This window comes from Bradyrhizobium sp. HKCCYLRH3097 (genome assembly GCF_051167875.1).
Lineage (GTDB): Bacteria > Pseudomonadota > Alphaproteobacteria > Rhizobiales > Xanthobacteraceae > Bradyrhizobium.
Map to the genome: position 1 here is coordinate 110011 of NZ_JBNPTX010000004.1, position 25659 is coordinate 135669.

Genomic DNA, 25659 nt, shown 5'->3' on the forward strand with positions numbered 1-25659 from the left:
TCCTTAGTTGGCAACTCGTCGCCTGATCGCGACGAGCCAGATCAGTTCGAGCATCAGCACGCCCAACCCGAGCAGCATGCTCAGCTCGGCATCGGTCGCCGTCTTCGGCAGGGTGATCGTCGCGGGCGACGCTGGCACCACCGGTCGCTTCACCGCGGCGAGCTGGACGTCGCCGTCGGCCTCAGCGCGGCGCTCGTTCTGCATTGCCGGCACCCGGCCGTGCTCGCCGAACACCTTCTCGAAGTCCCAGCCGGCCGGCAGGTTGATCGGCAACTCGGCGAGCCTCAGCGGCTCGCCGTCGGGACGGCGCGGCGTCTTGTCGACGGCGACGAGGCTGGTCAGGCGCGTCACCAACTGATGCTCCAGCGCCAGCTTGAGAATGGCGCCGTCGGCTTCCTCCGGCGTCATCTGCCGCATGGTCCTGGCCACCTCGGCGTCGCCGATCTTGCGCCGCGCCCACAGCTTTGAGAGGCCCTTGCCCTCGGCGGCGCCGGACAGCGGCAACGTGATGGTCCATGGCTGGTCGCCGATGCGGCCCTTGAGCTGCAGCGATCCGGCGAGACGGTCGATCTTGGCGGCGAGCACGAGCGGCTCGTTGCGATAGACGTCCGGCAGCACGGCTGGCGTGAGATCGGCGGAGGCCTCCGAGAAGCTCGCGCTGAGCCCGGTCACGATCGGGTTCTCGAGCTTGGCGAAGAGATCGCGCATGCGCCCCTCGACCTGCTCGACCGAGCCGATATGGGTGAAGGCGCCGCGGCCAAGCTCTGAGGCGCGGGTCATCAGATAGGTGTTCGGCGCCGAGCCGATGCCGACCATGAAGATGCGCGAGCGGCCGCGCATTGCGGTAATGGTCTCGAATAGCTGCTGCTCGTTGCCGATGGCGCCATCGGTGAGGAATACCACCTGTCGCACGCGGTCGCCGTCGCTGCCATCATCGGTCAGCGCCGCGCGCATCGCCGGCACCATCTCGGTGCCGCCGCGCGCGTCCAGCGAACTCACGAAGCTGGTGGCGCTGCCGACATGCTCGGCATCGGCCGGCACCGAGGCGGGGAAGAGCACCGTCATGGTGTCGTCGAAGCGGATCACGTTGAAGCGATCGTTCGGCTGCAGCCGTCCCAGCGCATAGAGCAGGCTGGCCTTGGCCTGGCGGATCGAGGTGCCGCCCATCGAGCCGGAATTGTCGATCACGAAGATGACGTCGCGCGGCTGCGGGCGCTGCGCCGTTGCAGCCACCGCCGGCGGCGTGACGAAGGCGAGCAGATAGTCGGCGTCGCCAACCTGCTCGTGAAACAGCCCGACCGACGGCATCGTCGCAGCGGCCGGCTTCCAGGTCAGCTCGAAGTCGCGGTCGGCCGGCACCACGCCCTCGGCCAGGGTGACGACTCGCGTCTTCGCATCGGGGCTGTCGATCGTCACCTGGTGATGGTGGCTCTTGACCTCGCCGAGCGCAAAGCCGGCCTGCAGCCGCACCGCGATCCTGGTTGGATTGACCGGATCATTCTTGGCCGGATCGAGCACCTCCGGGGAGATGCGTTTGCGGTCCGGTACCGGATCGTTCGCAGCGGCGCCCCAGCCGTTGCTATCAGGGCGCAAATCGACGCTCTGCACGATCGGCGCCGGATTGTAGCGCGGCGCGACGACCAGCGGCACCCGCAGCGAGAATTCGCCGGCCGCCTGCGCCACCGGCTGCTGATATTCGATCTGCACCAGCACGGTTTCGCCGGGGCCGATATTGGCGAGCGAGTTGGTGAAGATGTTCGGCCGCTCCTGCTCGGTCAGCGCCGCGGTCTTGCCGTCGCGCTTGGCCTGCTCGTAGATCACCTTGGCCTGTTCGCGCGGCTTGATGTCGCCGACCACGACGCGGTCGCCGACGATCATCTTCAGCGTGTCCACCGCGCTGTCCGGCGGCAGCGGATAGACATAGACCGCCTCCATCCATTGCGAACTCGTGTTCTTGAACAGTTGCGTCACGCGCGCCCGCGCCGTCGGCCCCGACACGACGATATCGACGTCGATGCCGAGCCGCGGCGCCTCGGCGTAACCGGCGTCGCTCTTGAACAGCAGCGCCCCGGAGCGGGCATCGCCCGGCCTGGTCAGCGGCGCCAGCGGCCCTTCGGCGGACCAGCCAGGGGTGACGCTGAGAAACAGCGCCGTGAAGCCGACCAGCAGCACGGCGGCGGCCTGCAGCAGCAGGAATAGCAGCATGGTCACGATCCACGACCGGACCGGATGGGTGCTGCTTCTGATATCGTGGTCCATCGTCTCGCTCATCATTGGCTCCGCAACGAACAATTTCGGCATGCCGACACTGAGCGCAGCCCGCCAGCGCCGCGAGCGGAATGGTCGGTCTTGTTCGGCCGCCGCCCGCCCGCGCATGTCCGGTGGTGGTCGAGAGCGCGGCTGATCTGTCCGGGTTTGTGCTGATTTGTCCGTCTGCTAGAAGAGGTGCGCACCACGCGGCAGGGGACAGGATGTCGATACCGGACAACAGCGAGCTTTCCGACGAACAGAGCCGGCAGGTCGCGGAGACCATCCGCGAGGAGATTGCGCGGCGCCGGATGTCGCGGCAGGCGCTGGCGGAGCAGGCCAAGCTGAGCCTCTCGACCCTGGAGAAGGCCCTCGGCGGCCGCCGCCCGTTCACGCTCGCTACCATCGTCCGGCTCGAGCAGGCGCTCGGCATGTCCCTGCGCAAGCCGCCGAGTGCACCTCTCGCCGCACCTGCCGCAAGCGGCGGCATTGCGCCCGACAGCCTCGGCTCCTATTCGCGGCGGGCTGTGGAGTGGATCGAGGGCACCTACGTCACCTTGCGGCCGTCATTCGGCGACAAGGACGCCGTCTATGCGTACCGCACCGACATCGTCTGGGACGATGCGGCGTCGTCGCTGGTGTTTCGCGAGGGCGCGCGGCTCGATGCGGCGTTCACGCAGTTCGGCGAGGTCGCCGTGCCCAACCAGTCCGGCTTCGTCTACCTCGTCACCAACCGCCACGGCCAGCACCGGCTGATCACGGTGTCGCGTCCCACCATTACCGGCGAGATGTACGGCATCATCACGACCTTGCTCGCCGGCCGCGGCTCGCTGCTGACACCGATCGCCGCGCCGATCGCGCTGCTGCCGCTGCGCAATGTCGATGAGCCGAGCTTCGGCCGGCTCGGCGCGGATGACCGGCACTACCCGCTGTATCGCGAGCACCTGCGCAAGACGGTCGAGGAGCCGTTCGCGCTGTTCGTGCAGGGCGTGCCGTGACGTGTTGGGCGCAAAACTCACCACCGTCATTGCGAGGAGCGAAGCGACGAAGCAATCCAGAGTCTCGCACTCAGCCTGGATTGCTTCGCTTCACTCGCAATGACGGAGCATGTTGGGGGGGGGGCGGCATCGCCTCAACGCACCCCCGTCATCCCGGCGAACGCCGTGATCCATAACCATAGGGCGTGGGTTGAGGCAGGATAGTCATGAGCATCTCGCCCCTCATGTCTGCTGCGGCGTATAGGTCCCGGATCGGCGCCGCGGCGTGCTGGCGCACGTCACGGCTTGTCCGGGACGACGGGAGGGGAGATCGGATTCACATCTCAAACAGCGCGAACGTTGCGAGCAATTCGGGTCTCAGCAACGCTCGGAAATTGTGAAAGAGGGGCACAAAGATACAGTCTCGCGGCGGGTGACGCCCGAGCTATGCGACCGGTTCGTCCCTCCTGAAAGTGCAGAGGGCGCAGGGAATGCCGGGTGAAGGCCTCACCCATGGCCCGCCTGCGAAAAGAATGCAGGCGGCAGGTACCACAGGCAAAGCCGAGCACGCCGGCATTCCCTGCGCGATGGGTTGAACGCTTATACGCAGTCTCCCTGGTGCGCCGGCTTGTTGGCCACCATGGCGACAATGCGCTTGCGCGCATTGCGCTGGACACCAGCTTCGGGGTGTCAGGACGCTGCGACTTCACGTCCGCGAGCGATCGTTCGTCCGCGCCCTCGTGAGAAGACGCTGCGATCTCTCGCGGCCACCGCATCCCCGCCTCGCGTGTCGTGACGATCGCGCGCAACGCCCCTCTGCGGTGAGGCGGGATGTCGAGAGATGATCATGGATTCGGAAAAATAGCAATAAGTTTTTGGATGGCAGAATGTTGCGTCACGGGCAGTCTGCTCCCCTCCCCCTTGCGGGGAGGGGTCGGGGGTGGGGGTCCACGAAGACCGCTCGAAGTATTGGGGTGATGAGAAGGAATTGTTCTGGGGGGTGGTTGCGGCGCCGAAATGCGCTGTGCCCTTCACGGCCTTTGGAGTGCGGAGACCCCCACCCCCAACCCCTCCCCGCAAGGGGGAGGGGAGCCGATCGTCGGCGTAGAGAGAGGGGGGCTCAAGCGATGCGGCGCGTCGTTGGACGATTCCGAGTGAGGCGCCGCAGCGACGCTGCTATCCCCCGACGTCCGCGCTGATGATGTCGCCGAACAGGTCCCATTTGCCGCCCTTGAACTGCATCATCTTGAGCTGCTCGATCGGGGCGAAGTCGTTGGGGCCGGTGTTGACCTTGATGCCCGGGATCAGGGTATCCGGCGCGAAGTCCTTGAGGCTGGCGGCCTGCTTCATGACGTTGTCGCGGGTGAGAGTGTCGCCGCACTGTTTCAGGGTCTGCACCATGGTCTGGGCCGCGGCATAGCCATAGGCGAGGTTGGCGTCGGAGATGTTGGCGCCCGGCATGTACTTGTCGATGAAGGCCATGAACTTCTTCATGCCCTCGTCGTCCTTCCACTGGGGGTCCGACGGATCCTTGAGATAGCCGGCGGACAGCACGCCCTCGGACGCCTCGAGGCCGGCCGGCTTCATCACCGCGCCGATCGAGATCGAGACGTCGGTCATCAGATGCATCGGCTTCCATTCCAATTCGGCGATCTTCTTGATCGCCTGCGCCGCGAATTTCGGCGTCGAGATGTTGACGAACACGTCGGCGCCGGTGCCCTTGAGCTTGACGATGTGGGAGTCGATCGACGGCTCGGTGGTCTCGTAGCTCTCCTCGGCGACGATCATGGTCTTGGCCTTGTCGCCGAGCACCTCCTTGATGCCGAGGACGTAGTCCTTGCCGAAATCGTCATTGGCATAGAAGATCGCGATCTTCGCGTTCGGCTTCTCCTTGAGGATGTACTTGGCGAAGATCCGCGCCTCGACGCGGTAGCTCGGCTGGAAGCCCATGGTCCAGGGGAATTCCTTCGGGTCGTTCCATTTGCTGGCGCCGGTGGCCAGGAACAGCTGCGGCACCTTCTTGGCGTTGTGATATTTCTGCACGGCGGTCTGGGTCGGCGTGCCCAGCGCGTTGAACACCAGGAACACCTCGTCGCTCTCGATCAGCTTGCGCACCTGCTCGACCGTCTTCGGCGGGCTGTAGCCGTCGTCATAGGAAATGAAGTTGATCCGGCGGCCGTTGATGCCGCCCTGATCGTTGATCATCTTGAAATAGGCCTCCTCGGTCTTGCCGATGATGCCGTAGGCCGAGGCCGGGCCGCTATAGGCCTCGACGTTGCCGATCCTGATCTCGGTGTCGGTGGCGCCAGTGTCGTATTTCTTTTGCGCAAGCGCGCTCTGGCTCGCCAGTACGGAAAAGGCGGCCGCGGCCGCGAATGAGAGCAGTGTCCTGGTCGTCATCGGCAACATTCCCTGGGCTTCCTCTGGTTGAATTTTCGTGATTGTCGTTCTTGTTCTTGGCTTGCGGCGATGGCGACCATGGAAGGCCGCTCACGGCAACGAGTGGGCAGATGTGTGCAATGCACTGTCTTGCGTCCAGGCGCTGGCCCCGGGAGGCCGGCCGGGCCGACCGGGCGCGCCGCAGGTGATTTTGCCGGTCAGCCACTCCACGCAAGTTGATGCGGGCGTTTCCGGCGCATCTTCGGAAGCGCACGAAGCAGGATGCTCCCGGCACCGCCATGACGAAAAGCCCGTTCTACACGGCCGAGCACGAGGCCTTCCGCGACGTCATCAAGCGCTTCGTCGACAAGGAGATCGCGCCGTTCGCGAGCGCGTGGGACGAGGCCGGAGAATTTCCGCGCGCGCTGTATCTGAAGGCGGCGGAGATCGGCCTGCTTGGGCTCGGCTTCCCGGAGGAATTCGGCGGCGTGCCGGCCGACCAGTTCATGAAGATCGTGTCGTCGCAGGAACTGGCGCGTGCGGGTGCCGGAGGCATCAGCGCCAGCCTGATGAGCCATACGATCGGCGCGCCGCCGATCGCGCGCGCCGCGCAGCCGCAGGTGAGGGCGCGCGTGCTGCCGGAGATTCTGGCTGGGCGCAAGATCTCGGCGCTGGCGATCACCGAGCCGAGCGGTGGCTCAGACGTTGCCAATCTCAGGACCAGGGCCGTCCGCGACGGCGATCACTATGTCGTCAGCGGCGAGAAGACATTCATCACCTCCGGGATGCGGGCCGACTACATCACGGTCGCGGTGCGCACCGGCGGACCGGGGCCGGCTGGCGTCAGTCTGCTGCTCGTGCCGGGCGACACGCCGGGGCTGACGCGCACCAGGCTCGACAAGATGGGCTGGTGGGCGTCGGACACCGCGACCCTGCATTTCGACGGCTGCCGCGTGCCCGTCGAGAACCTGATCGGAGAGGAGGGGCAGGGCTTCAAGCTGATCATGCACAATTTCAACAGCGAGCGGATGGGCATGGCGGCGAGCTGCACGGCCTACGCCCGTGTCTGCCTCGACGATGCGATTGCCTACGCCAAGGAGCGCCAAACCTTCGGCAAGCCGCTCGCGCAGCACCAGGTCATCCGCCACAAGCTGGTCGACATGGCGCAGCGCGTGGCGGCATCGCAGGCGATGCTGGAAATGCTGGCGTGGCGGCTCGAACAGGGTGACAATCCGGTCGCCGAGATCTGCATGATGAAGAACCAGGCGACGCAGACGATGGCCTACTGCGCCTCCGAAGCCGTGCAGATCTTCGGCGGCGCCGGTTTCATGCGGGGTGTCCGCGTGGAACGGATCTATCGCGAGGTCAAGGTCAACGCCATCGGCGGCGGCACCGAGGAGATCATGAAGGACCTGGCGAGCCGGCAGATGGGATTGTGACGCGTGCCTCCCGCGCGCGTCATTCCGGGGCAGCCCGCAGGGCTGAACCCGGAATCTCGAGGTTGTTGGAACGAACGCAAAGCAATCTCTGGATTCCGGGTTCAAGGCCTGCGGCCTTGCCCCGGAATGACGAGCGTGACTCAGTCAAATGAGACCATATCGAGATTCCCGGTTCGGTCGCTCGCGATCGCTCCGGAATGACAGGGAATGAAACATGCTCTTCTCCGCCGACCACGACGAACCGCGCCGCATCCTGCAGAAGTTCATCGCCGCCGAGATCAATCCTCACGTCGACGAATGGGAGGAAGCCGGCATCTTCCCCGCGCATGAGCTGTTCAAGAAGCTCGGTGACCTCGGCTTTCTCGGCCTCAACAAGCCGGTCGAGTTCGGCGGCCAGGGGCTGGACTATTCCTACGCGCTGATGATGGCGGAAGAGCTCGGCGCCATCAATTGCGGCGCGATCCCGATGGCAATCGGCGTGCAGACCGACATGGCGACGCCGGCGCTGGCGCGGTTCGGCTCCGACGAGGTGCGCAAGGAGTTCCTGGCGCCCGCGATCTCAGGCGACTACGTCGCCTGCATCGGCGTCTCCGAGCCCGGCGCGGGCTCCGATGTCGCCTCGATCAAGACCCAGGCGCGCGGCGATGGCGACGACTACGTCATCAATGGCGGCAAGATGTGGATCACCAACGGCACCCAGGCCGATTTCATCTGCCTGCTCGCCAACACCAGCGACGGACCTGTCCATCGCAACAAGTCGCTGATCTGCGTGCCGATGAAGAGCAAGGGCGTGCAGGTCGCGCGCAAGCTCGACAAGATGGGCATGCGCTCGTCGGATACCGCGCAGATCTTCTTCGACAACGTCCGGGTGCCCAAGCGCAACCGCATCGGCGAGGAGGGGCAGGGTTTTACCTATCAGATGATGCAGTTCCAGGAGGAGCGACTGTGGGCGGGCGCCGCCTGCCTGAAGGCGCATGAGTCCATCATCAACGCGACCATCGAGTACACGCGCAACCGCAAGGCCTTCGGTCGCTCGATCCTCGACAACCAGGTCGTCCATTTCAAGCTCGCGGAAATGCAGACCGAGGTCGAGCTGCTGCGCGCGCTGACCTACCAGGCCGCGGAGGCGCTGATCGCCGGCGAGGACGTGACGCGGCTCGCGACCATGGTGAAGCTCAAGACCGGCCGGCTCGGCCGCGAGCTTACCGACGCCTGCCTGCAATATTGGGGCGGCATGGGCTTCATGAACGAGACCCCGGTCAGCCGCGCCTATCGCGATTCGCGCCTGAGCTCGATCGGCGGCGGCGCCGACGAGGTCATGTTGACCATCCTGTGCAAGATGATGGGGACTTTGCCCGGCACCGGCAAAGCCGGGAGCGCCTGATGATCACGCTGTATCATTGCGACGGCGCCCGCTCGTTTCGCCCGTTGTGGATGCTGGAAGAGCTTCGACTTAACTACGAGTTGAAGATGCTGCCGTTCCCGCCGCGGGTGCTGGCGAAGGAGTATCTGGCGATCAATCCGCTCGGCACGATCCCGTTCATGATCGACGGCGAGACGAAGATGACGGAGTCCTCGGGCATCTGCCATTATCTCGGCATCAAGCACGGCCCGACGCTGCTGATGGTCGGGCCTGAGGAAAAGGACTACGGCGCGTTCCTGAACTGGATGTATTTCTCCGACGCCACGCTGACGTTCCCGCAGACGCTGGTATTGCGATACACTCAGCTCGAGCCGGAAGAGCGTCGCTCGCCGCAGGTCGCCACGGATTATGCCAAGTGGTTCCTGGGACGGCTGCGCGCCGTGGAGGCAGCGACCGCGAATGCCGAGTTCTTGTGCGCGGGTCGTTTCACCGCGGCCGACATCGTGATCGGCTATGCATTGCGTCTCGCAGACACGCTTGGGCTCGCCAAGGATTTTGGGCCGAATGTGGCTGCCTATTGGGTGCGATTGCAGCAGCGCGAGGGCTATCAGCGGGCACGCGCCGCCGAGCAGCGTGCGGGCGTGGAGCAGGGCATCGAGCCGCGGGTAAGGCCGTAGCTTTGGGCACGTCATTCCGGGGCGATGCTCACGCGCGCCCCGGAATGACGATCATCTCGGATCGGTGAGTTAACCGCGACAAAAATCGGCAATCGTCGCCGATGACAGGGGCGCGAATTGCGCTATGGTTCTTCTCCAAAGAAGCGGCCGACAGAGCCGCGCCTCAGGAGGAAGACCATGGATGTGACCCGCCGGGACTCCGGCCATCTCATGCTGATCACGCCCGAGCGAGTCTTCTACGCCGGGCTGCTCGGCCGTCCGCGCCAGCGCTGCTCGGGCGCGTGCCATATCTACGTCGCGCTCACCGGCAGCCTGCGGCTGATTCCCGACGGCGGCGAGGAGCGTCGCGGCGAGCTGCTGGTCGTGCCGCCCAACAGGCCGCACACGATCGAGAGTGATTATCGGACCGTCATCGTCGTAACGATCGAGCCGGAGAGCGTGCCGATCGGCACCTTGGATCGCTTCGCGAGCAAGGTCACCCGCGAGGCGGAGGCCTATGCTGGCCGCATCCGCGCCGCCTATGAGGAGCTGGTGCAGCGGCCGCTGAGCGGCGACGTCACCAGCGCCGTGTTCGACCGGCTGTGCTTCGGCGAGGTGCTGCCGCAGCGGACGCTCGATCCCCGCGTGGTCAAGGCGATCGGCCTGATCAGCCGCTTCTCCGGCGAGCCGGCCACGGCCGAGAGCTGCGCCGCCGCCGTCGGGCTCTCGACGTCGCGCTTCCTGCATCTGTTCAAGGAGGAGACCGACATCTCCTTCCGCTCGTTCCGCGCCTGGAAGCGCGCGCGGCATCTGCTCAACTACGCCAACCAGGACCTCAACCTGGCGCATCTCGCGCAGGACATCGGTTATCCGGATTCCACGCATTTCAGCCACTCGATCCGCCGCTTCTACGGGCTGAAGCCGCGCGCGATCTTCTCCGGCTCGCGCGATCTCGCGATCTACCGCGCCGGCGAGGTCGCCTTGACCTGACCTTTCCTGGCTGCGTGCCGCGCGAGCGCGGCGCGCAGTGGGAACTTCGACAGTTCGAGCAGGATCAGCGTGGTCAGCGCGGCTGTCGCGGTCAGGGCGAGATCGTCGGCGTGCAGCGGTCCGAACCGGAACAGCGCCGCGGCGGCGGGTAGCGTCAGGCTGGTCGCGAGCACGGCGACGACGAAGCCGATCACCAGCAGCAGCATGCGGTTCGGCCGCAGCAGCGCCTCGCGCAGCGAGCTCGAGAACGAGCGGTTGACGAAGATCAGGCTGACGATCACCGACACCAGGGTGAAGAACACCAGCGCGCGGAGCTCGTCGTCCGGCATGCCGTTGCGGTGTGCCAGCAGCAGGACGCCGCCCGTGGTGAGCATCGCCAGGATGCCCTGCAGCGCCCCCCACAGCACCAGCGGCCGCGGCAGCAATGGCTCCTGCGGATCGCGCGGCGGCCGCCGCATGATGTCGCTTTCCTCGGTCTCGGCCTCGAACACCAGCGAGCAGACGGGATCGATGATCATTTCGAGAAAGGCGATGTGTACGGGTCCGAGCAGCAGCGGCAGGCCCGTGACGAGCGGCAGCAGCGCCAGCCCGGCGATGGGAAAGTGCACGGCGAGGATGAAGCTCATCGCCTTGCGCAGATTGTCGTAGATGCGCCGGCCGAGCCGGATCGCCTTGACGATCGAGCCGAAATCATCGTCGAGCAGCACGATCGCCGAGGCCTCGCGCGCGACGTCGGTGCCGCGGCCGCCCATCGCGATGCCGATATGCGCGGCCTTGAGCGACGGCGCGTCGTTGACGCCGTCGCCGGTCATCGCGACGATCTCGCCACAGGCCTTGAGCGCGGTGACGATGCGCAGCTTCTGCTCCGGCATGATGCGCGCGAACGCCGTCGGCGCGCGCGCCGCAAGCGCCAGGGCGTCGTCGTCGAGATCGGCAAGCTCGGGGCCCGCGATGACGCGCTCGGGATCGATCCCGGCCTGCCGCGCAATGGCGGTGGCCGTCGCGGGATAGTCGCCGGTGATCATGATGACGCGGACGCCGGCGGAGCGGCACTCGGCGACGGCATCCTTCACCTCCGGACGCAGCGGGTCGGCGAAGCCGACGAGACCGCGGAACGAGAACGCGAAGTCCTGCTGTGTGTCGGGGAGCGCCTCGCCGCTCCAGCTCGCCTGGGCGACGCCGAGCACGCGCAGGCCCTCGGCGGCGAGCGTCTCGACGCGCGCCTGCAGCGCCGCCAGCTCGCCGCCATCGACGCCGCAGAGCGATGCGATCGCTTCCGGCGCGCCCTTGGCCGCAGCGACGCCGGCGCCGTCGCGCGACCAGACGTTGGTCATCGCCAGCAGGTCGGGGCGCAGACCGTAGCGCCGCTGCAACGTGGCGCCCGCGGTGGCGTCGGCGCCGAGCGCGTGCAGCGCCTGCTCCATCGGATCATGCGACTGCGGGTCGCAGGCGAGCACGGCGGTGGCGACGAGATCGCGGAAGGGCGGTGTGATGGCATCCGGCGTCGCCGTCGCAGGCTGCAGCGCGCCGCCGTCCGGCAGCACCAGCCGGGCCACCATCATGCGGTTCTGCGTCAGCGTGCCGGTCTTGTCGGTGCACAGCACGGTGGCGGCGCCGAGCGATTCGATCGCCGAAGCGCGCCGCGTCAGCACCCGCGCCTGCGAGATGCGCCAGGCGCCCATCGCCAGAAACACCGTCAGCACCACCGGGAATTCCTCCGGGAGCATCGACATGCCCAGCGCGATGCCGGCGAGGATTCCCTCCAGCCAGCCGCCGCGGTACACCGCATAGAGCACGACCGTGACCGCAACCACGATGGCGCCGGCGATCGCGAACGCCAGCACCAGGCGCCGGGTCTGCTGCCGCAACCGCGGCGTCTCGGTCTCCAAGGCGGTCACCGACTGGCCGATCCTGCCGATCGCCGTGTGCGGCCCGGTCGCCATCACCTCGGCAATGCCGCCGCCGCGCACCACCAGGCTGCCGGAGAACACGAAGGGCTGGTCGTCGCCGCCGGCCACGGTTGCCGCGTCCATCGCTTCGCCGGCGGCCGGCCGCTTGCGCACCGGCACGGATTCGCCTGTCAGCAACGATTCATCTGTCAGCAGATCGTCGCATTGCCGCAGCACCGCATCGGCTGCGACGCGATCACCTTCCGCCAGCACGATGAGATCGCCGCGCACCACCTCGCGGCCGGCGATGCGGATGCGCTCGCCGTCGCGGATCACCAGGGCGCGCGGGCTTGACAGGTCGCGCAGCGATTCCAGCACGCGCTCGGTCCGCGCCTCCTGCACGATGGTGATGAAGACGGAGGCCGAGGCGAACACGCCGAGCAGCATCGCTTCCGCCGCGTCGCCCAGCGCGAGATAGATGCCGGCGCCGCCCAGCAGCAGGAGAAGCATCGGTTCCTTCAGAACGTCTGCGACGAGGCGCAGGATCGAGCGCGAGCCCGGCTGCGGCAGCTCGTTGAAGCCTTCCGTCCGCAGCCGGCGCGCTGCCTCCGCCGCGCTCAAGCCATTGGGAAACATCGGCGCAGGTTGTGGGTCGATCGACATTGCACGCCCGTGAGGAGAAGCAGGAACCGCTTAGCGCCGTTTCCGGCCGCGGACTTGATGCAAAGCAATATCCGGTTGCGCCGCATGTCACCAGCGAGTCAACGCAAGCAGATCCCGGCGTGCGGCCGTCATATACGGACCCTGTCAGCACAGCGCCGCCTGCGCGCAGCCCATCGAACGAGTGCCATGAGCGACAAAGCCGTCATCACCTGCGCGCTGAACGGCGTGCTCACCGATCCCAGGCAGCACCATGTGCCGGTCACGCCCGAGGAGATGGCGCGCGAGGCGCGGCGCGCCTATGACGCGGGTGCTGCGATCATGCACATCCATCTGCGCCAGCAGGCGCCGGGCAAGGGGCATCTGCCGTCCTGGGACGTCGACGTCTCCCGCGAGATCCAGCAGGCGATCCGGGAGGCCTGTCCCGGCGTGATCATCAATCACACCTCGGGCGTGTCGGGACCGAACTATCAAGGCGCGCTCGACTGCATCCGGCAAACCCGGCCGGAGATCGCGGCCTGCAATGCCGGCTCGCTGAACTATCTGAAGGTCAAGGCCGACAACAATTGGGCCTGGCCGCCGATGATGTTCGACAACTCGGTCGAGAAGATCCAGGACTATCTCGCCGCGATGAAGGACGCGCACACGATCCCGGAATTCGAATGCTTCGATGTCGGCATCGTCCGCTGCGTCGGCATGTATCGCCAGGCCGGCATGTATGACGGCCCGCTCGAATACAACTTCGTGATGGGCGTCGCGTCCGGCATGCCGGCCGATCCCGAGCTGCTGCCCATCCTGCTCAAGCTGAAGCTGCCGGAAGCGCACTGGCAAGTCACGGCAATTGGCCGGGCGGAGATCTGGCCGCTGCACCAGCGCTGCGCCGAGCTCGGCGGCCATCTCCGCACCGGGCTGGAGGACACGTTCTATCTCGCCGACGGCACCAAGGTGACCTCGAACGGCCAGCTGATCGAGGCCATCGCGGCGTGCGCGCGGCGCGCCGGCCGCGAGATCGCAAGCCCGGCCGAGGCGCGGCAGATGTTCGGCACGGTGAACTGACGCAGGCAGACGCCGTCATTGCGAGCGCAGCGACGCAATCCAGAGTTCTGCACGACGCCCTGGATTGCTTCGTCGCCTTCGGCTCCTCGCAATGACGTGAATGGGGAGGGAACAGACCAATGACCAATCTCGACGCCACCGGCGGCGTGTCCGGTCCCGGCCGCATCGGCCGGGTTGCGATCGGCGACCTCCTGAAGCGCGCGGCGCGCCGCTTTCCCGAGCGGGTGGCGATCACCGATGGCGCCCGTCAGGTGACGTTCACCGAGCTCGAGCGCGATGCCAACCGGTTTGCGAACCATCTCGTCGCCAAGGGGCTGAAGCCGGGCGAGAAGATCTCGACCGTCTGCAACAACTCGATCGAGTTCGTCAAAGCGCTGTTCGGCATCCATCGCGCCGGTCTCGTCTGGGTGCCGATCAATACGATGCTCGGGCCCGCCGACATGGATTACATCCTCGGCCATGCCGAGGTGCGCTTCGCGCTCGTCGATGACAATCTGTTTGCGCAGCCGGAGCGGCGGGCGGCGCTGGAACAGCGCGGCGTCGAGCTGGTCGCCGTCGATCTCACCGGCACGGCGAGGACCGCGGGGCTTGCCAGCTTCGCCGACCTCATCCAGGGGCATTCGGACGTCGAGCCCGAGATCGAGATCAACGATCGCGATCTCGCGATGATCATCTACACGTCGGGCACGACGTCGCGGCCGAAGGGCGCGATGCACTGTCACCTCGCCGTGGTGATGGCCGTCATGAGCAACTGCATCGAGATGCAGCTCTCGCGCGACGACGGCATCACCGGGCAGTTCCCGCTGTTCCACTGTGCCGGTCACGTGCTGCTGCTCAGCTATCTCTCGGTCGGCGGCCGCATGGCGCTGATGCGCGGCTTCGACCCGGTCGCCTGCATGGAGGCGATCGTACGCGATCGGCTGACCGTGTTCGTCGGTCTGCCGCTGATGTACCAAGCCATCCTCGATCATCCGCGGCGGAAGGAGTTCGATCTTTCGCATCTGCGCACCTGCCTCTACACCATGGCGCCGATGGGCCGGCCGCTGCTGGAGCGCGCGATCAAGGAGCTGTGTCCGAACTTCGCGCTGACCAGCGGTCAGACCGAGATGTATCCGGCGACGACGATGTCGCGGCCCGAGGTCCAGCTCGACCGCTTCGGCAACTACTGGGGCGAGTCGCTGTTCGTCAACGAGACCGCCATCATGGACGATGCCGGAAATCTGCTGCCGCCCGGCGAGATCGGCGAGCTGGTGCATCGCGGGCCCAACGTGATGTTGGGCTACTACAAGGATCCGAAATCGACCGAGGACGCCCGCAAGTTCGGCTGGCACCACACGGGCGACCTCGCGGTCATCGACAAGGGCGAGGTGCTGTTCCTCGATCGCAAGAAGGACATGATCAAGTCCGGCGGTGAGAACGTCGCCTCGGTCAAGATCGAGGAGACCCTGCTGGCGCATCCGGCGGTGCAGAATGCCGCCGTCGTCGGCCTGCCGCATCCGCAATGGGGCGAGGCCGTCTCGGCCTTCGTCAAGCTCAAGCCCGGCGCGCGGGCCAGCGAGACCGAGCTGCTCGAGCACTGCCGCAATTCGCTTGGCGGCTTCCAGGTGCCGAAGCTGGTGCGGGTGCTCGAGGAGATGCCGATGACGGCCACCGGCAAGCTGCGCAAGGTCGAGCTGCGCCAGGCCTATGGCGAGCATTTCGCGAAGAGCGCGTGAGCCGTATCAACGACTTCCGCCGTCATTCCGGGATGGCCCGAAGGGCCAGGCCCGGAATCCATAATCACCATCGGGAGTATGGATTCCGGGCTCGCGCTCCGCGCGCCCCGGAATGACGGCCAAAAGAGAGAACCTCGTTCGTGGCAGTGATCGACAACACCATCTCTCCCGCCGGCGCGGCCTTCCAAGCCAACCGTGACGGCATGCTCGACCTGATCGCGCGGATGCGCGATCTCGAGGCGCGCACGCGCAATGCCTCGGCGGCGGCAAAGGAGCGCTTCCATCAGCGCGGCCAGTTGTTGCCGCGCGAGCGCGTCGCCTTGGTGCTCGATCCCGGCGCGCCGTTCCTGGAGCTATCGACGCTTGCCGGCTACATGTTCGATACGCCGGACCCGGCCAAGAGTGTGCCGGGCGGCGGCGTCGTCGCCGGCATCGGCTTCGTGTCCGGCGTGCGCTGCATGGTCTCGGCGAACGACGCCGGCATCGATGCCGGCGCGCTGCAGCCTTACGGCCTCGACAAGACCCTGCGCGTGCAGGAGCTGGCGCTGGAGAACAAGCTGCCCTACGTGCAACTGGTCGAGAGTGCCGGTGCCAACCTGCTGCGCTACCGCGTCGAGGATTTCGTCCGCGGCGGCAACATCTTTCGCAATCTGGCGCGGCTCTCGGCGGCGGGCCTTCCGGTCGTCACCGTGACGCATGGTTCGTCGACCGCGGGCGGCGCCTATCAGACCGGATTGTCCGACTACATCGTGATGGTGCGCGGACGCACCCGTGCCTTCCTCGCCGGGCCGCCGCTGTTGAGGGCCGCGACCGGCGAGATCGCCACCGAGGAGGAGCTCGGCGGCGCCGAGATGCACACCTCGATCTCCGGGCTCGGCGACTATCTCGCCGAGGACGATCGCGACGCGCTGCGCATCGCGCGCGAAATCATGGGCAAGCTCAACTGGGACCGGCCATCGCAGGAGTCGTCGCCGGTACAGCCGCCGCGCTACGATCAGGAGGAGCTGCTCGGCATCATGCCGCTCGACCACAAGCGCCCCGTCGACATGCGCCAGGTCATTGCGCGCATCGTCGACGACAGTGACTTCGTCGAGATGGCGCCGAACTACGGGCCTGCGACGGTGTGCGGCCATGCCCGCATCGAGGGCCAGGCGATCGGCATCGTCACCAACAATGGCCCGCTCGATCCGGCGGGCGCCAACAAGGCGACGCACTTCATCCAGGCCTGCTGCCAGACGCGCACACCGATCCTGTATCTCAACAACACCACCGGCTACATGGTCGGCCGCGCCTATGAGGAGGCCGGCATGATCAAACACGGCTCCAAGATGATCCAGGCGGTGACGTCGGCGACCGTGCCGCAGATCACGATCTATTGCGGGGCCTCGTTCGGGGCGGGCAATTACGGCATGTGCGGCCGCGGCTTCCACCCGCGCTTCTGCTTCTCCTGGCCCAACGCCAAGACCGCCGTGATGGGTGGTGAGCAGGCGGCGGAGACGATGGCGATCGTGACCGAAGCGGCCGCAGCGCGCCGCGGCAAGCCGGTGGAACGCGAGAAGCTCGACGCCATGAAGGCGCAGATCATCGGCGTGTTCGACAGCCAGATGGACGTGTTTGCGACTTCGGCGCGCGTGCTCGACGACGGCGTGATCGATCCGCGCGACACCCGCGCGGTGCTGTCGGAGGTGCTGGCGATCTGCCGCGAGGCGGAAGCGCGGCAGCCGCAGCGCATGCAGTTCTCGGTGTCCAGGCCATGAGCGGAGAGATGACGGGAATGCAACGCAGGCCGTTCCACAAGGTGCTGATCGCCAACCGCGGTGAGATCGGCTTGCGGGTCATGCGCACCGCGCGCCGGCTCGGCTACGGTGTGGTCGCAGTCTATTCCGATGCAGATTTTGAGGCGCCGCATGTCCGGCTCGCCGATCAGGCGGTCCGCATCGGCGCGCCGCCGCCGGCACAGTCCTATCTCAACATCGCAGCGATCATTGCCGCCGCAAAGGCGACGGGCGCGGATGCCGTGCATCCCGGTTATGGCTTCCTCGCCGAGAACGAGGATTTTGCGCAAGCGTGCAAGGAGGCCGGTCTGGTGTTCATCGGGCCATCGCCCGAGGCGATCAAGGCGATGGGCAACAAGGCCGGCGCCAAGGTGATCATGAGTTGCGCCGGTGTGCCCTGCGTACCCGGCTATCAGGGGGAGGACCAGGGCGACGACGCGATGCTGCGCGAGGCGCGCCGCATTGGTTTCCCGGTAATGATCAAGGCCGTCGCCGGTGGCGGCGGCCGCGGCATGCGGCTCGTGACAGACGCCGGCGCGTTCCCCGATTTGCTGCGCAGTGCGCGCTCCGAAGCGGCCGCCGCGTTCGGTGACGGCACCGTCATCCTGGAGAAGGCGATCGCCAATCCGCGCCACATCGAGATCCAGGTGTTCGGCGATCGGCACGGCAATGCCATCCATCTCGGCGAGCGCGACTGTTCGGTGCAGCGCCGGCACCAGAAGCTGATCGAGGAGGCGCCGTCGCCCGCGGTCGGGCCGGAGCTGCGCGCGCGCATGGGCGCCGTGGCGGTGCAGGCGGTGAAGGCGCTCGGCTATGAGGGCGCGGGCACCCTGGAATTCCTGCTCGACGGCGACGGCCAATTCTACTTCATGGAGATGAACACGCGGCTGCAGGTCGAGCATCCCGTGACAGAGGCACTGACGGGACTCGATCTCGTCGAATGGCAATTGCGCATCGCCGCCGGCGAGCCCCTGCCGTTGCGCCAGGAGCAGATCAGCTTCTCGGGGCACGCGATCGAGGTGCGACTGTGCTCCGAGGATGCGGCGCACGACTTCATGCCGCAGTCCGGGCGGATGACGCTGTGGCAGATGCCCGGGACGATCCGGGTCGAGCATGCGCTGGAGTCCGGCGCGGACATCCCGCCCCATTACGATTCGATGATCGCCAAGCTGATCAGCCATGCTGCGACTCGTGAGGAGGCGCGCGCAAGACTGATCGCCGGATTGGAGCAGGCCGTTGCCTTGGGCGTCCCGACCAACCGGGCCTTCCTCATGTCCTGCCTGCGGCATCCGGCCTTCTCCGCGGGCAAGGCGACCACCGCATTCATCGCGGCGCATCGTGACGAGCTGCGTGCGCCGGCGGTCGAAGCGGCAGACCTCGCGCTGGGTGCGTTGCTGCTCTCCGTCAGCCATCCGCTCGCGCATCCCGTCCGCCGCGGCCGCTCGCTCGCGGCAGCCTTCGCGACGCCGCTCCGGTTCGAGATCGCCGGTGAGGTGGCCGAGTGCGAGCTGCTGCGCGAGCGTGACGGAATCTATCGCGTGACGCGTGGCGATGCAGAGCATCGCTTCGAGATCGTGTCGCTCACGGATGATGCGATCCGCGTTCGTCACGCCGAGATCGTCGAGAGCGCGCGCTTCGTCCGCGACAACGATCGGCTGTTCGTCCAGCATCGCGACCAGACGCTGGCGCTGCGCGACGTGACGTTGGCGAGGCCGCAATCCTCAGCCGCTGGCGGCGGTGATGGCAGGGTTCGCGCGGCGTTGAATGGTCGTGTGGTCGCGGTGCTGGTGAAGCCGGGCGACAGCGTGGCTGTGGGACAGCCGGTGGTGACGCTCGAGGCGATGAAGATGGAGCACGTCCACACCGCCGGCATCGCCGGAACGGTGACCGCGATCGAGGTCGCCGAGGGCGACCAGGTGACGACGGGGCGGATCGTGGCGGAGATTGCGGCCTGACCGTCGGGCAGGTGGGCGTGAGTTGCCTGCCTGCGTCCTTTCAGGGCGCGACGTCGATGTGGATGGCCGGGACAAGCCCGGCCATGACGACGTGGAAACAGACGGTCGAAAGACGGAGACCGCCACAAGCGATTGCGCTGGCAGTTGCGGGGAGAGGTCGGCTTGTCTCGAAGATGCAACCGCTGCAGCCACGTCACGCGGAAGCTCGTCTCCCGCTGCAACAGACTTCACTGATGCAATTGCCGCTTCAGTGCGGCTACCAGCCGCGACGTCTGGAACGGCTTCGACAGCAGCGGTGCCGTGGCGAATTCTTCCGGGCATTGATCGACGGAATAGCCGGTGACGGCGACGAAGGGCACGCCGGCCGCGACCAAAGCGCGCGCGATCGGCGCCGATGTTTCCTGCCCGAGATTGACGTCGAGCACGGCGAGATCGCAGTGATTCCGCTCCAGCAGATGGAGGGCTTTGTGCACGGTCGCCGCCACGCCGACGACCGTGAATCCGGCGGCTTCGAGCTCGACCGCGAGGTCGAAGCCGATCATGGGATCGTCCTCGACGATCAGGAGATGAGTCTTCTCACTGTCGCGCATGATGACGGTCGCGGCAGAGGCGTTGCAGGGGGCACCTCAGGTGCCAGCGTAGTCCGGTCGGCAGGAACTCGACCTCGACCGTTCCATCCAGGCCGGCGCGTACCAGATCGGAAATCACCCGGCTGCCGAAGCCGGTGTGCTCCGGCGGCGCGACCTCAGGTCCGCCGCTTTCGACCCAGGTCATGTCGAAGCTGTCGTCGATGCGCGTCCAGCGGACCGCGATCCGTCCCTCGTCGTTCGACAGTGCACCATATTTGGCGGCGTTGGTGGCGAGCTCGTGGACTGCCATGCCGATCGACTGCGCGGCCTCCGGCGTCAGCTCGATCGGCGGCCCGTCGATCGCGATGCGGTCGCCGATCAAGTCGCTGAACGCCCCGAGCTGCGAGCGGACCAGGCCGCCGAGTGGAATGAAACGCCAATCGTTCTGGATCAGGAGATCCTGATTGCTCGCGATCGCCTGCAGGCGCTCCAGAAAGCGGTTGAGGTCGAGCTGGCGGCCGTGACGGGTCATCTGCCGGGCGATCGCCTGCACCAGCGACAGCAGGTTCTTGCTGCGGTGGTTCACCTCGGCCAGCAAGGTGCGCAACTGCTCCCTTGTCTGGCGCTTGTCGGTGATGTCACGCACGATCTTGGAGGCGCCGATGATGCGGCCGCTGGAGTCCCGGACCGGCGAGACCGTCACCGACACGTCGATGAGCGCCCCATCCTTGCGCAGCCGGATGGTCTCGAAATTGTCGATGATCGCGCCGGATAGGACGGTGGCGAGGATCCGGTCCTCCTCGGCCTGGCGCTCCTGCGGGATGATCGTGCGGATCGAGCGGTTGATCATCTCGCCTTCCGAGAAGCCGAAGATGCGTTCGGCGCTCTTGTTCCAGCTGGTGATCGTGCCGTCCAGCGTCTTGCTGACGACGCCGTCCGAGGACGAGGCGACGATGGCCGCGAGCATCGCCGCCGCACGCTCGGTCTTCTTCGACAGCGTGACATCGCGGATGACTTTGGAGATGCCGACAATCACGCCGGTGCTGCTGCGGATCGGCGAAAACGTGATGGAGACCTCGATCGGGCGTCCCTGCTTGGTCAGCCGGACGGTCTCGAAGCTCTCGATCGCTTCGCCCGCGTTGACCCTGGCGCGCAAGGCGCTCGCTTCTTCCGCCAGCTCGGGGGGGATGATCTCGGAGACGGATCTGCCGATCATTTCGGCCGCGGTGAACCCCAGCATCCGTTCGCTGGCCGCGTTCCAACTGCGGATGACGCCGTCGGCGGTGGTGCCGACAATGGCGTCGGCCGAGGACTCCACGATCGCCGCCAGATAGGCCGTATCGTCGTCGGTTACGCGTGGGGCGGGGGAGGCGCCGGGCATTCCGTGCACGTCGCAGGCTCCTTGCTAACAGGTCGGCAGAGAAGACGCCGTGCACCGGATTACCAACTTGTTTGTGTACAAATGCAAGGGCTATCTCGATCGCTGCTTGTTGTTGGTTTTTCCGGCAACGAGGACAGGACGATTTGCCGTCAGCAGACCCCCTTGGGGCCGTGCGACGTGCTCCAGCTCACGACGGCGAACACGGAGAACGCAGGCATGGGCGTTTTGTTCCAGGAGATCCTGCTAAATTGCCGCCGAACGTTCGGCGCCAGGGGTCCGCTTGCATCCGGACGCCGCCAACCGGGGGGGGGGGGGGCGGCTCAACCCATTGGCGAATGTCGCATCAACTACTTCCTCAGGCTGAGGATGTAGCCTGCCAGGTCGGCCGCATCATTCGCACTGAGCGGATTGTTGGCCATCGTCGCGTGGGGAAGCAGGAGGAACTTGGCCAGCATCTCCTTCGTCACGTCATCCCTGGCCGCGATGGCGACGAACGGCCGGGCGCGCCGGAACTTGGTCGGCTCTGTGGCCACGGCGTGGCAGGCGGCGCACCAGCGCTCGGCGAGCTGGCGGCCGTGATCGAGATCCTCGGCGGCCGCCGGGGCGGACAACAGGACCAGCAGCAGCAGCGATGGTACGGAGGCACGTCGCACGCTCGGCTCTCCTCACAGCGGCTGGTCGTCGTCGGTCGACGGCTGGTCCTGCAGCGAGACGATGTCACCGCCGCCGAACTCGTCCTCTGGCGGCGGATAGACCCACATGTGGTCGCGCACGTTCCTGACGCCCTGGACGCTCTTGGCCGCCACGATCGCCGTGGCCCGCTCCTTCTCGTTGCGCACCGCGCCCGTGAGGTGCGCGATGCCGTTGCGGACGACGACGTTGAAGCGGCAATGCTTGCAGGCGGCCTGGTCGAGTGAATCGAGGATGGCGTTGCGGATCCCGTCATCGTCAGGGGTGGGGCCTGGAACGGCAGTGGCGAGGTCGGCCACGGTTTGCAGGAAATCCGTATGGGTCACCACGCCGGCCAACCGGTCGCCACTCATCACAGGGAGACGCTTGATGTTGCGCTTCTCCATGATCTCGGCGATCTCCGCCAGGCTGGCATCGACGCTGACCGTGACAGGAGGCTGGCTCATGATGTCGCCAACCGTACGGCCGTGGGAATGGACGAAGTCGGCGCCGATGCGGCCGCGGCCGACCAGGAGGTCGAGCCAGCGGCCTTGCCTGCGTTCGGTGCCGAGCTCGGCGCGGCGCAGGAAATCACCGTCCGTGACCATGCCGACGAGCGTGCCGGACGCGTCGACCACAGGCAGCCCGCCGATGTGGTTGCGCAGCATGATCCGCGCTGCCTCGGCCACCGGGGTTCCGGGCGTCACCGCGATCACGGATCTGGTCATGATTTGATGAGCGCGCATGTCGTCGTCTCGTGCTGCGATCGCAATTGGCGGAGAATAGCTGCGCGGCACCGCGCGCGCTTGACCAGGATCAATCCGAGGTCGTGCCGCCCTATACGATCCTTGACGTCTTGTTGCCCCAATAGCGGTCGCGCAGCAGGCGCTTGTAGAGCTTGCCGGTCGGCAGCCGCGGCAGCTCCTTCTCGAAATCGATCGAGCGCGGCACCTTCTGCCGCGACAGCGACTGCCGGCAGAACGCGATCAGCTCCTCTTCCAGCTCGGGCCCAGGCATGATGCCCGACATCGGCTGGACCACCGCCTTCACCTCCTCGCCGAGATCGGGGTTGGGCACGCCGAACACGGCGGCATCGGCGACCTTCGGATGCGTGATCAGCAGGTTCTCGCATTCCTGCGGGTAGATGTTCACGCCGCCGGAGATGATCATGAAGGTGGCGCGGTCGGTGAGATAGAGATAGCCGTCGGCATCGACATAGCCGACGTCGCCCACGGTGCTCATGCTGCCGTCGGCCGAACGGGCCTCCTTGGTGCGCTCGGGGTCGTTGAAGTACTCGAACGGCGATCCCGTCTTGAACCACACCGTGCCGGCCGTTCCTGTCGGGCACGGCTGCATGGTCTCATCGAGAATGTGCAGGTCGCCGAACAGCACCTTGCCGACGGTGCCGCGATGCGCGAGCCATTCCGCGCTGTCGCAGGCGGTGAAGCCGAGGCCTTCGGTGGCGCCGTAATATTCGTGGATGATCGGCCCCCACCATCTGATCATGTCCTCCTTGACCTGTGCCGGGCAGGGCGCGGCGGCATGGATCGCGACCTCGAGCGAGGAGAGATCATAGCGCGTGCGGATCTCTTCCGGCAGTTTCAACATGCGCGAGAACATCGTCGGCACCAATTGCGTATGCGTGATGCCCCATTGCTCGACCAGTTGCAGGTAGCGCTCGGGGTCGAACGTCTCCATGATGATGGCGGTGCCGCCGACGCGGATGGTGAGGTTGACCGCGGCCTGCGGCGCGGAGTGATAGAGCGGCGCCGGCGAGAGGTAGATCATGCCTTCGCGGTAGCGCCACAGTCTTTCCAAGAAGTCGAAGATCGGAAGCTGCTGAACCGGCGGCTGCTCGGGCAGCGGCCGCAGGATGCCCTTCGGCCGGCCCGTGGTGCCGGAGGAGTACAGCATCGCGGTGCCGACGCATTCGTCGGCGATCGGCGTCGCCGGCAGGCCGGCCGTGGCCTCGGCGAGGCCGACGATCCGCTCGCTCTCGCCAAGTTCGTCCCGTCGGCCATCGGCGACGATGCAGAGCTCGATGTCGGGCGCCTCCTTCAGCGCCTCGCGCGCGACGTCGAGCTTGGCGAGGGAGGTGATCAGAAGCCGCGACCGGCTGTTATTGAGGATGTAGGCCAGCTCGCCGGGCGTGAGATAGGAGTTCACGCACGTGAAATACAGCCCGGAGCGCTCGCCGGCGCCGCACGCCTCCAGATAGCGGCTGTTGTTCTCCATGAAGATCGAATAGTGGTCGAGCCGCTTCAGGCCGCGTTGGCGGAACAGATGCGCCAGCCGGTTGCTGCGCGCCTCCAACTCGCGATAGGTCACCGCCTCGCCGGTCGAGGCCATGATGAAGGCAGGCTGCAATGGGCGCAGCCGGGCGTGCTTGCCGGTGTACATGTGTCCTCCTGCCGATGCGCGCAGCTCGCCGCGGCGCGGCGCGCAGGCGGGAGGAAGGCGCCTGCCGCGGCACCTCGGCATGGCGACGCGATGCAGACGGTGCTGCCTCACGCGTCCAGGCGGTTTCCTTCCCTGCGCACCATCCCGGCGGGACGGCTCGTTGTTTGGACGCGAATGTAGCGGAGGAGCCTGCGTCTCTCAACATGGCTGTCAGCCGATTGGCTGAGGCGGGAAGGGATGGGCGTGGCCGGGGTTCTGGCATAACATGAGCGCGCATTCCAACGAATGACATCTCAAGACCAAGACATGCGGGGAGAGACCATATGAAATCGGGTTTGCTGGCTTTTGCGGCCGTCGGTGCGCTGCTGGCGGCGGCGCCGGCGTCGGCGCAGGTCAAGATCGGCATCCTCAACGACCAGTCCGGCGTCTATGCCGACTACGGCGGCAAATATTCCGTCGAAGCGGCCAAGATGGCGATCGAGGATTTCGGCGGCGAGGCGCTGGGGCAGAAGGTCGAGCTGGTCACCGCCGACCATCAGAACAAGCCCGATCTCGCCTCGTCGATCGCGCGGCGCTGGTACGACACCGAGGGTGTCGACATGATCACCGAGCTGACGACCTCCTCGGTCGCGCTGGCGATCCAGGATCTGTCGAAGGAGAAGAAGAAGATCGACATCGTCGTCGGTGCCGCGACCTCGCGCATATCGGGCGATGCCTGCACGCCCTACGGCTTCCACTGGGCCTATGACACCCGCGCGCTCGCGGTCGGCACCGGCGGCGCGCTGGTCGAATCCGGCGGCGATACCTGGTTCTTCATGACCGCCGACTACGCCTTCGGCTATGCGCTGGAGAAGGACACCAGCGACATCGTGACGTCGAAGGGCGGCAAGGTGCTGGGCTCGGTGCGCATCCCGCTCAACTCGTCGGACTTCTCCTCCTTCCTGCTGCAGGCGCAGAGCTCGAAGGCCAAGATCATCGGGCTTGCCAATGCCGGCCTCGACACCACCAACTCGATCAAGCAGGCGGCCGAGTTCGGCATCGTCAAGGGCGGGCAGAAGCTCGCCGGCCTGCTGATGACCCTGTCCGAGGTGCATGGTCTCGGGTTGGAGGCGGCGCAGGGCCTGATCCTCACCGAAGGCTTCTACTGGGATCGCGACGACAAGTCCCGCGCCTTCAGCGAGCGCTTCATGAAGCGCACCGGCCGGATGCCGAGCATGATCCACGCCGGCACCTATTCCGCGACATTGTCCTATCTGAAGGCGGTGAAGGCCGCCGGAACCAAGGACTCCGACGCGGTGGCGGCGAAGCTGAAGGAGCTGCCGGTCGACGACGCCTTCGCGCAGGGCAAGGTGCTCGCCAACGGTCGCATGGTCCACGACATGTACCTGTTCGAGGTCAAAAAGCCGTCGGAATCGAAGAAGCCGTGGGACTACTACAAGCAGCTCGCCACGGTGCCCGGCGACAAGGCGTTCTTCACCGCCAAGGAGAGCGGCTGTCCGCTGACGAAGTGATCGTCACACCATCGCCGTCGTCGCGGCG

18 protein-coding genes are annotated in these 25659 nt (G+C 66.5%); 10 read left to right on the forward strand and 8 right to left on the reverse strand.

The annotated features are described in order from the left end of the window. Positions 1 to 3 precede the first annotated feature (3 nt). Entirely contained in the window at positions 4 to 2271 is a 2268-nt protein-coding gene (locus ACQR0U_RS12055; RefSeq protein ID WP_434843325.1) for a marine proteobacterial sortase target protein, read from the reverse strand. A 200-nt stretch (positions 2272 to 2471) separates the two neighbouring features. On the opposite strand from ACQR0U_RS12055, the gene ACQR0U_RS12060 reads away from it, so the two are divergent. Then, positions 2472 to 3245: a helix-turn-helix domain-containing protein gene (locus tag ACQR0U_RS12060; RefSeq protein ID WP_315717055.1), complete on the forward strand. Its 774-nt coding sequence runs from the start codon at positions 2472 to 2474 to the stop codon at positions 3243 to 3245. Between the two features lie 1155 nt (positions 3246 to 4400). On the opposite strand, the gene ACQR0U_RS12065 is transcribed toward ACQR0U_RS12060, so the two are convergent. After that, positions 4401 to 5633, reverse strand: coding sequence for an ABC transporter substrate-binding protein (locus tag ACQR0U_RS12065; protein ID WP_315717056.1), 1233 nt, complete (start codon positions 5631 to 5633; stop codon positions 4401 to 4403). 269 nt (positions 5634 to 5902) lie between these two features. On the opposite strand from ACQR0U_RS12065, the gene ACQR0U_RS12070 reads away from it, so the two are divergent. From ACQR0U_RS12070 to ACQR0U_RS12085, 4 genes are all read left to right on the forward strand, one after another. Then, a complete protein-coding gene (locus ACQR0U_RS12070; protein WP_434843324.1) occupies positions 5903 to 7042 on the forward strand; it encodes an acyl-CoA dehydrogenase family protein in 1140 nt (379 codons plus the stop codon). Between the two features lie 214 nt (positions 7043 to 7256). After that, entirely contained in the window at positions 7257 to 8426 is a 1170-nt protein-coding gene (locus tag ACQR0U_RS12075; protein WP_315717058.1) for an acyl-CoA dehydrogenase family protein, read from the forward strand. Beyond that, positions 8426 to 9082, forward strand: a complete 657-nt coding sequence (locus ACQR0U_RS12080; RefSeq protein ID WP_316200609.1) for a glutathione S-transferase family protein — start codon at positions 8426 to 8428, stop codon at positions 9080 to 9082. Before ACQR0U_RS12075 ends, ACQR0U_RS12080 begins: the two co-directional genes overlap by 1 nt. Positions 9083 to 9259: 177 nt before the next feature. Beyond that, on the forward strand, positions 9260 to 10051 hold the full coding sequence (locus ACQR0U_RS12085) for a helix-turn-helix domain-containing protein (RefSeq protein WP_315827916.1): 792 nt from the start codon (positions 9260 to 9262) through the stop codon (positions 10049 to 10051). Here ACQR0U_RS12085 and ACQR0U_RS12090 read toward each other — a convergent pair. Continuing rightward, a complete protein-coding gene (locus ACQR0U_RS12090) occupies positions 10021 to 12603 on the reverse strand; it encodes a cation-translocating P-type ATPase (protein WP_434843323.1) in 2583 nt (860 codons plus the stop codon). The two genes, ACQR0U_RS12085 and ACQR0U_RS12090, sit on opposite strands and share 31 nt — an antisense overlap. A 186-nt stretch (positions 12604 to 12789) precedes the next feature. Here ACQR0U_RS12090 and ACQR0U_RS12095 point away from each other — a divergent pair, with 186 nt between their 5' ends. The 4 genes from ACQR0U_RS12095 to ACQR0U_RS12110 all read left to right on the forward strand — a co-directional run bounded on the left by ACQR0U_RS12095 (position 12790) and on the right by ACQR0U_RS12110 (position 19101). Further along, positions 12790 to 13656 carry a 3-keto-5-aminohexanoate cleavage protein gene (locus ACQR0U_RS12095; protein WP_315767746.1) on the forward strand — a complete coding sequence of 289 codons (867 nt, stop codon included), beginning with the start codon at positions 12790 to 12792 and terminating at the stop codon, positions 13654 to 13656. A gap of 119 nt (positions 13657 to 13775) precedes the next feature. Continuing rightward, positions 13776 to 15371 (forward strand): AMP-binding protein, encoded by a 1596-nt coding sequence (locus tag ACQR0U_RS12100; protein ID WP_316171977.1) that lies wholly within the window; start codon positions 13776 to 13778, stop codon positions 15369 to 15371. A gap of 140 nt (positions 15372 to 15511) precedes the next feature. Then, positions 15512 to 17128 carry an acyl-CoA carboxylase subunit beta gene (locus tag ACQR0U_RS12105; protein ID WP_316185575.1) on the forward strand — a complete coding sequence of 539 codons (1617 nt, stop codon included), beginning with the start codon at positions 15512 to 15514 and terminating at the stop codon, positions 17126 to 17128. 17 nt (positions 17129 to 17145) lie between these two features. After that, positions 17146 to 19101 carry an acetyl/propionyl/methylcrotonyl-CoA carboxylase subunit alpha gene (locus ACQR0U_RS12110; protein WP_434843356.1) on the forward strand — a complete coding sequence of 652 codons (1956 nt, stop codon included), beginning with the start codon at positions 17146 to 17148 and terminating at the stop codon, positions 19099 to 19101. Between the two features lie 227 nt (positions 19102 to 19328). On the opposite strand, the gene ACQR0U_RS12115 is transcribed toward ACQR0U_RS12110, so the two are convergent. The 5 genes from ACQR0U_RS12115 to ACQR0U_RS12135 all read right to left on the reverse strand — a co-directional run bounded on the left by ACQR0U_RS12115 (position 19329) and on the right by ACQR0U_RS12135 (position 24120). After that, positions 19329 to 19691: a response regulator gene (locus ACQR0U_RS12115; protein WP_315717065.1), complete on the reverse strand. Its 363-nt coding sequence runs from the start codon at positions 19689 to 19691 to the stop codon at positions 19329 to 19331. Then, complete coding sequence (locus ACQR0U_RS12120; RefSeq protein ID WP_316165647.1) at positions 19678 to 21060, reverse strand: sensor histidine kinase; 1383 nt, start codon at positions 21058 to 21060, stop codon at positions 19678 to 19680. Before ACQR0U_RS12120 ends, ACQR0U_RS12115 begins: the two co-directional genes overlap by 14 nt. 338 nt (positions 21061 to 21398) lie before the next feature. Next, entirely contained in the window at positions 21399 to 21704 is a 306-nt protein-coding gene (locus tag ACQR0U_RS12125) for a c-type cytochrome (RefSeq protein ID WP_315717067.1), read from the reverse strand. 12 nt (positions 21705 to 21716) lie between these two features. After that, the gene (locus ACQR0U_RS12130) at positions 21717 to 22466 is read right to left on the reverse strand and encodes a CBS domain-containing protein (protein ID WP_316171997.1); all 750 of its coding nucleotides are present in this window, start codon (positions 22464 to 22466) and stop codon (positions 21717 to 21719) included. 91 nt (positions 22467 to 22557) lie between these two features. After that, positions 22558 to 24120, reverse strand: a complete 1563-nt coding sequence (locus tag ACQR0U_RS12135; protein WP_315717069.1) for an AMP-binding protein — start codon at positions 24118 to 24120, stop codon at positions 22558 to 22560. A 323-nt stretch (positions 24121 to 24443) separates the two neighbouring features. Between ACQR0U_RS12135 and ACQR0U_RS12140 the strand changes: the two genes are divergently transcribed. Continuing rightward, positions 24444 to 25631 (forward strand): ABC transporter substrate-binding protein, encoded by a 1188-nt coding sequence (locus ACQR0U_RS12140; RefSeq protein ID WP_316173258.1) that lies wholly within the window; start codon positions 24444 to 24446, stop codon positions 25629 to 25631. Positions 25632 to 25659: the final 28 nt, after the last annotated feature.

Bases quoted from the DNA above. Each gene is read 5' to 3' on its own strand.
- ACQR0U_RS12115 (WP_315717065.1), bottom strand. From the start codon at position 19,691: ATGCGCGACAGTGAGAAGACTCATCTCCTGATCGTCGAGGACGATCCC.
- ACQR0U_RS12070 (WP_434843324.1), top strand. From the start codon at position 5,903: ATGACGAAAAGCCCGTTCTACACGGCCGAGCACGAGGCCTTCCGCGAC.
- ACQR0U_RS12080 (WP_316200609.1), top strand. From the start codon at position 8,426: ATGATCACGCTGTATCATTGCGACGGCGCCCGCTCGTTTCGCCCGTTG.
- ACQR0U_RS12130 (WP_316171997.1), bottom strand. From the start codon at position 22,466: ATGCGCGCTCATCAAATCATGACCAGATCCGTGATCGCGGTGACGCCC.
- ACQR0U_RS12060 (WP_315717055.1), top strand. From the start codon at position 2,472: ATGTCGATACCGGACAACAGCGAGCTTTCCGACGAACAGAGCCGGCAG.
- ACQR0U_RS12135 (WP_315717069.1), bottom strand. From the start codon at position 24,120: ATGTACACCGGCAAGCACGCCCGGCTGCGCCCATTGCAGCCTGCCTTC.
- ACQR0U_RS12140 (WP_316173258.1), top strand. From the start codon at position 24,444: ATGAAATCGGGTTTGCTGGCTTTTGCGGCCGTCGGTGCGCTGCTGGCG.
- ACQR0U_RS12065 (WP_315717056.1), bottom strand. From the start codon at position 5,633: ATGTTGCCGATGACGACCAGGACACTGCTCTCATTCGCGGCCGCGGCC.
- ACQR0U_RS12110 (WP_434843356.1), top strand. From the start codon at position 17,146: ATGCAACGCAGGCCGTTCCACAAGGTGCTGATCGCCAACCGCGGTGAG.
- ACQR0U_RS12085 (WP_315827916.1), top strand. From the start codon at position 9,260: ATGGATGTGACCCGCCGGGACTCCGGCCATCTCATGCTGATCACGCCC.
- ACQR0U_RS12055 (WP_434843325.1), bottom strand. From the start codon at position 2,271: ATGAGCGAGACGATGGACCACGATATCAGAAGCAGCACCCATCCGGTC.
- ACQR0U_RS12100 (WP_316171977.1), top strand. From the start codon at position 13,776: ATGACCAATCTCGACGCCACCGGCGGCGTGTCCGGTCCCGGCCGCATC.
- ACQR0U_RS12095 (WP_315767746.1), top strand. From the start codon at position 12,790: ATGAGCGACAAAGCCGTCATCACCTGCGCGCTGAACGGCGTGCTCACC.
- ACQR0U_RS12075 (WP_315717058.1), top strand. From the start codon at position 7,257: ATGCTCTTCTCCGCCGACCACGACGAACCGCGCCGCATCCTGCAGAAG.
- ACQR0U_RS12090 (WP_434843323.1), bottom strand. From the start codon at position 12,603: ATGTCGATCGACCCACAACCTGCGCCGATGTTTCCCAATGGCTTGAGC.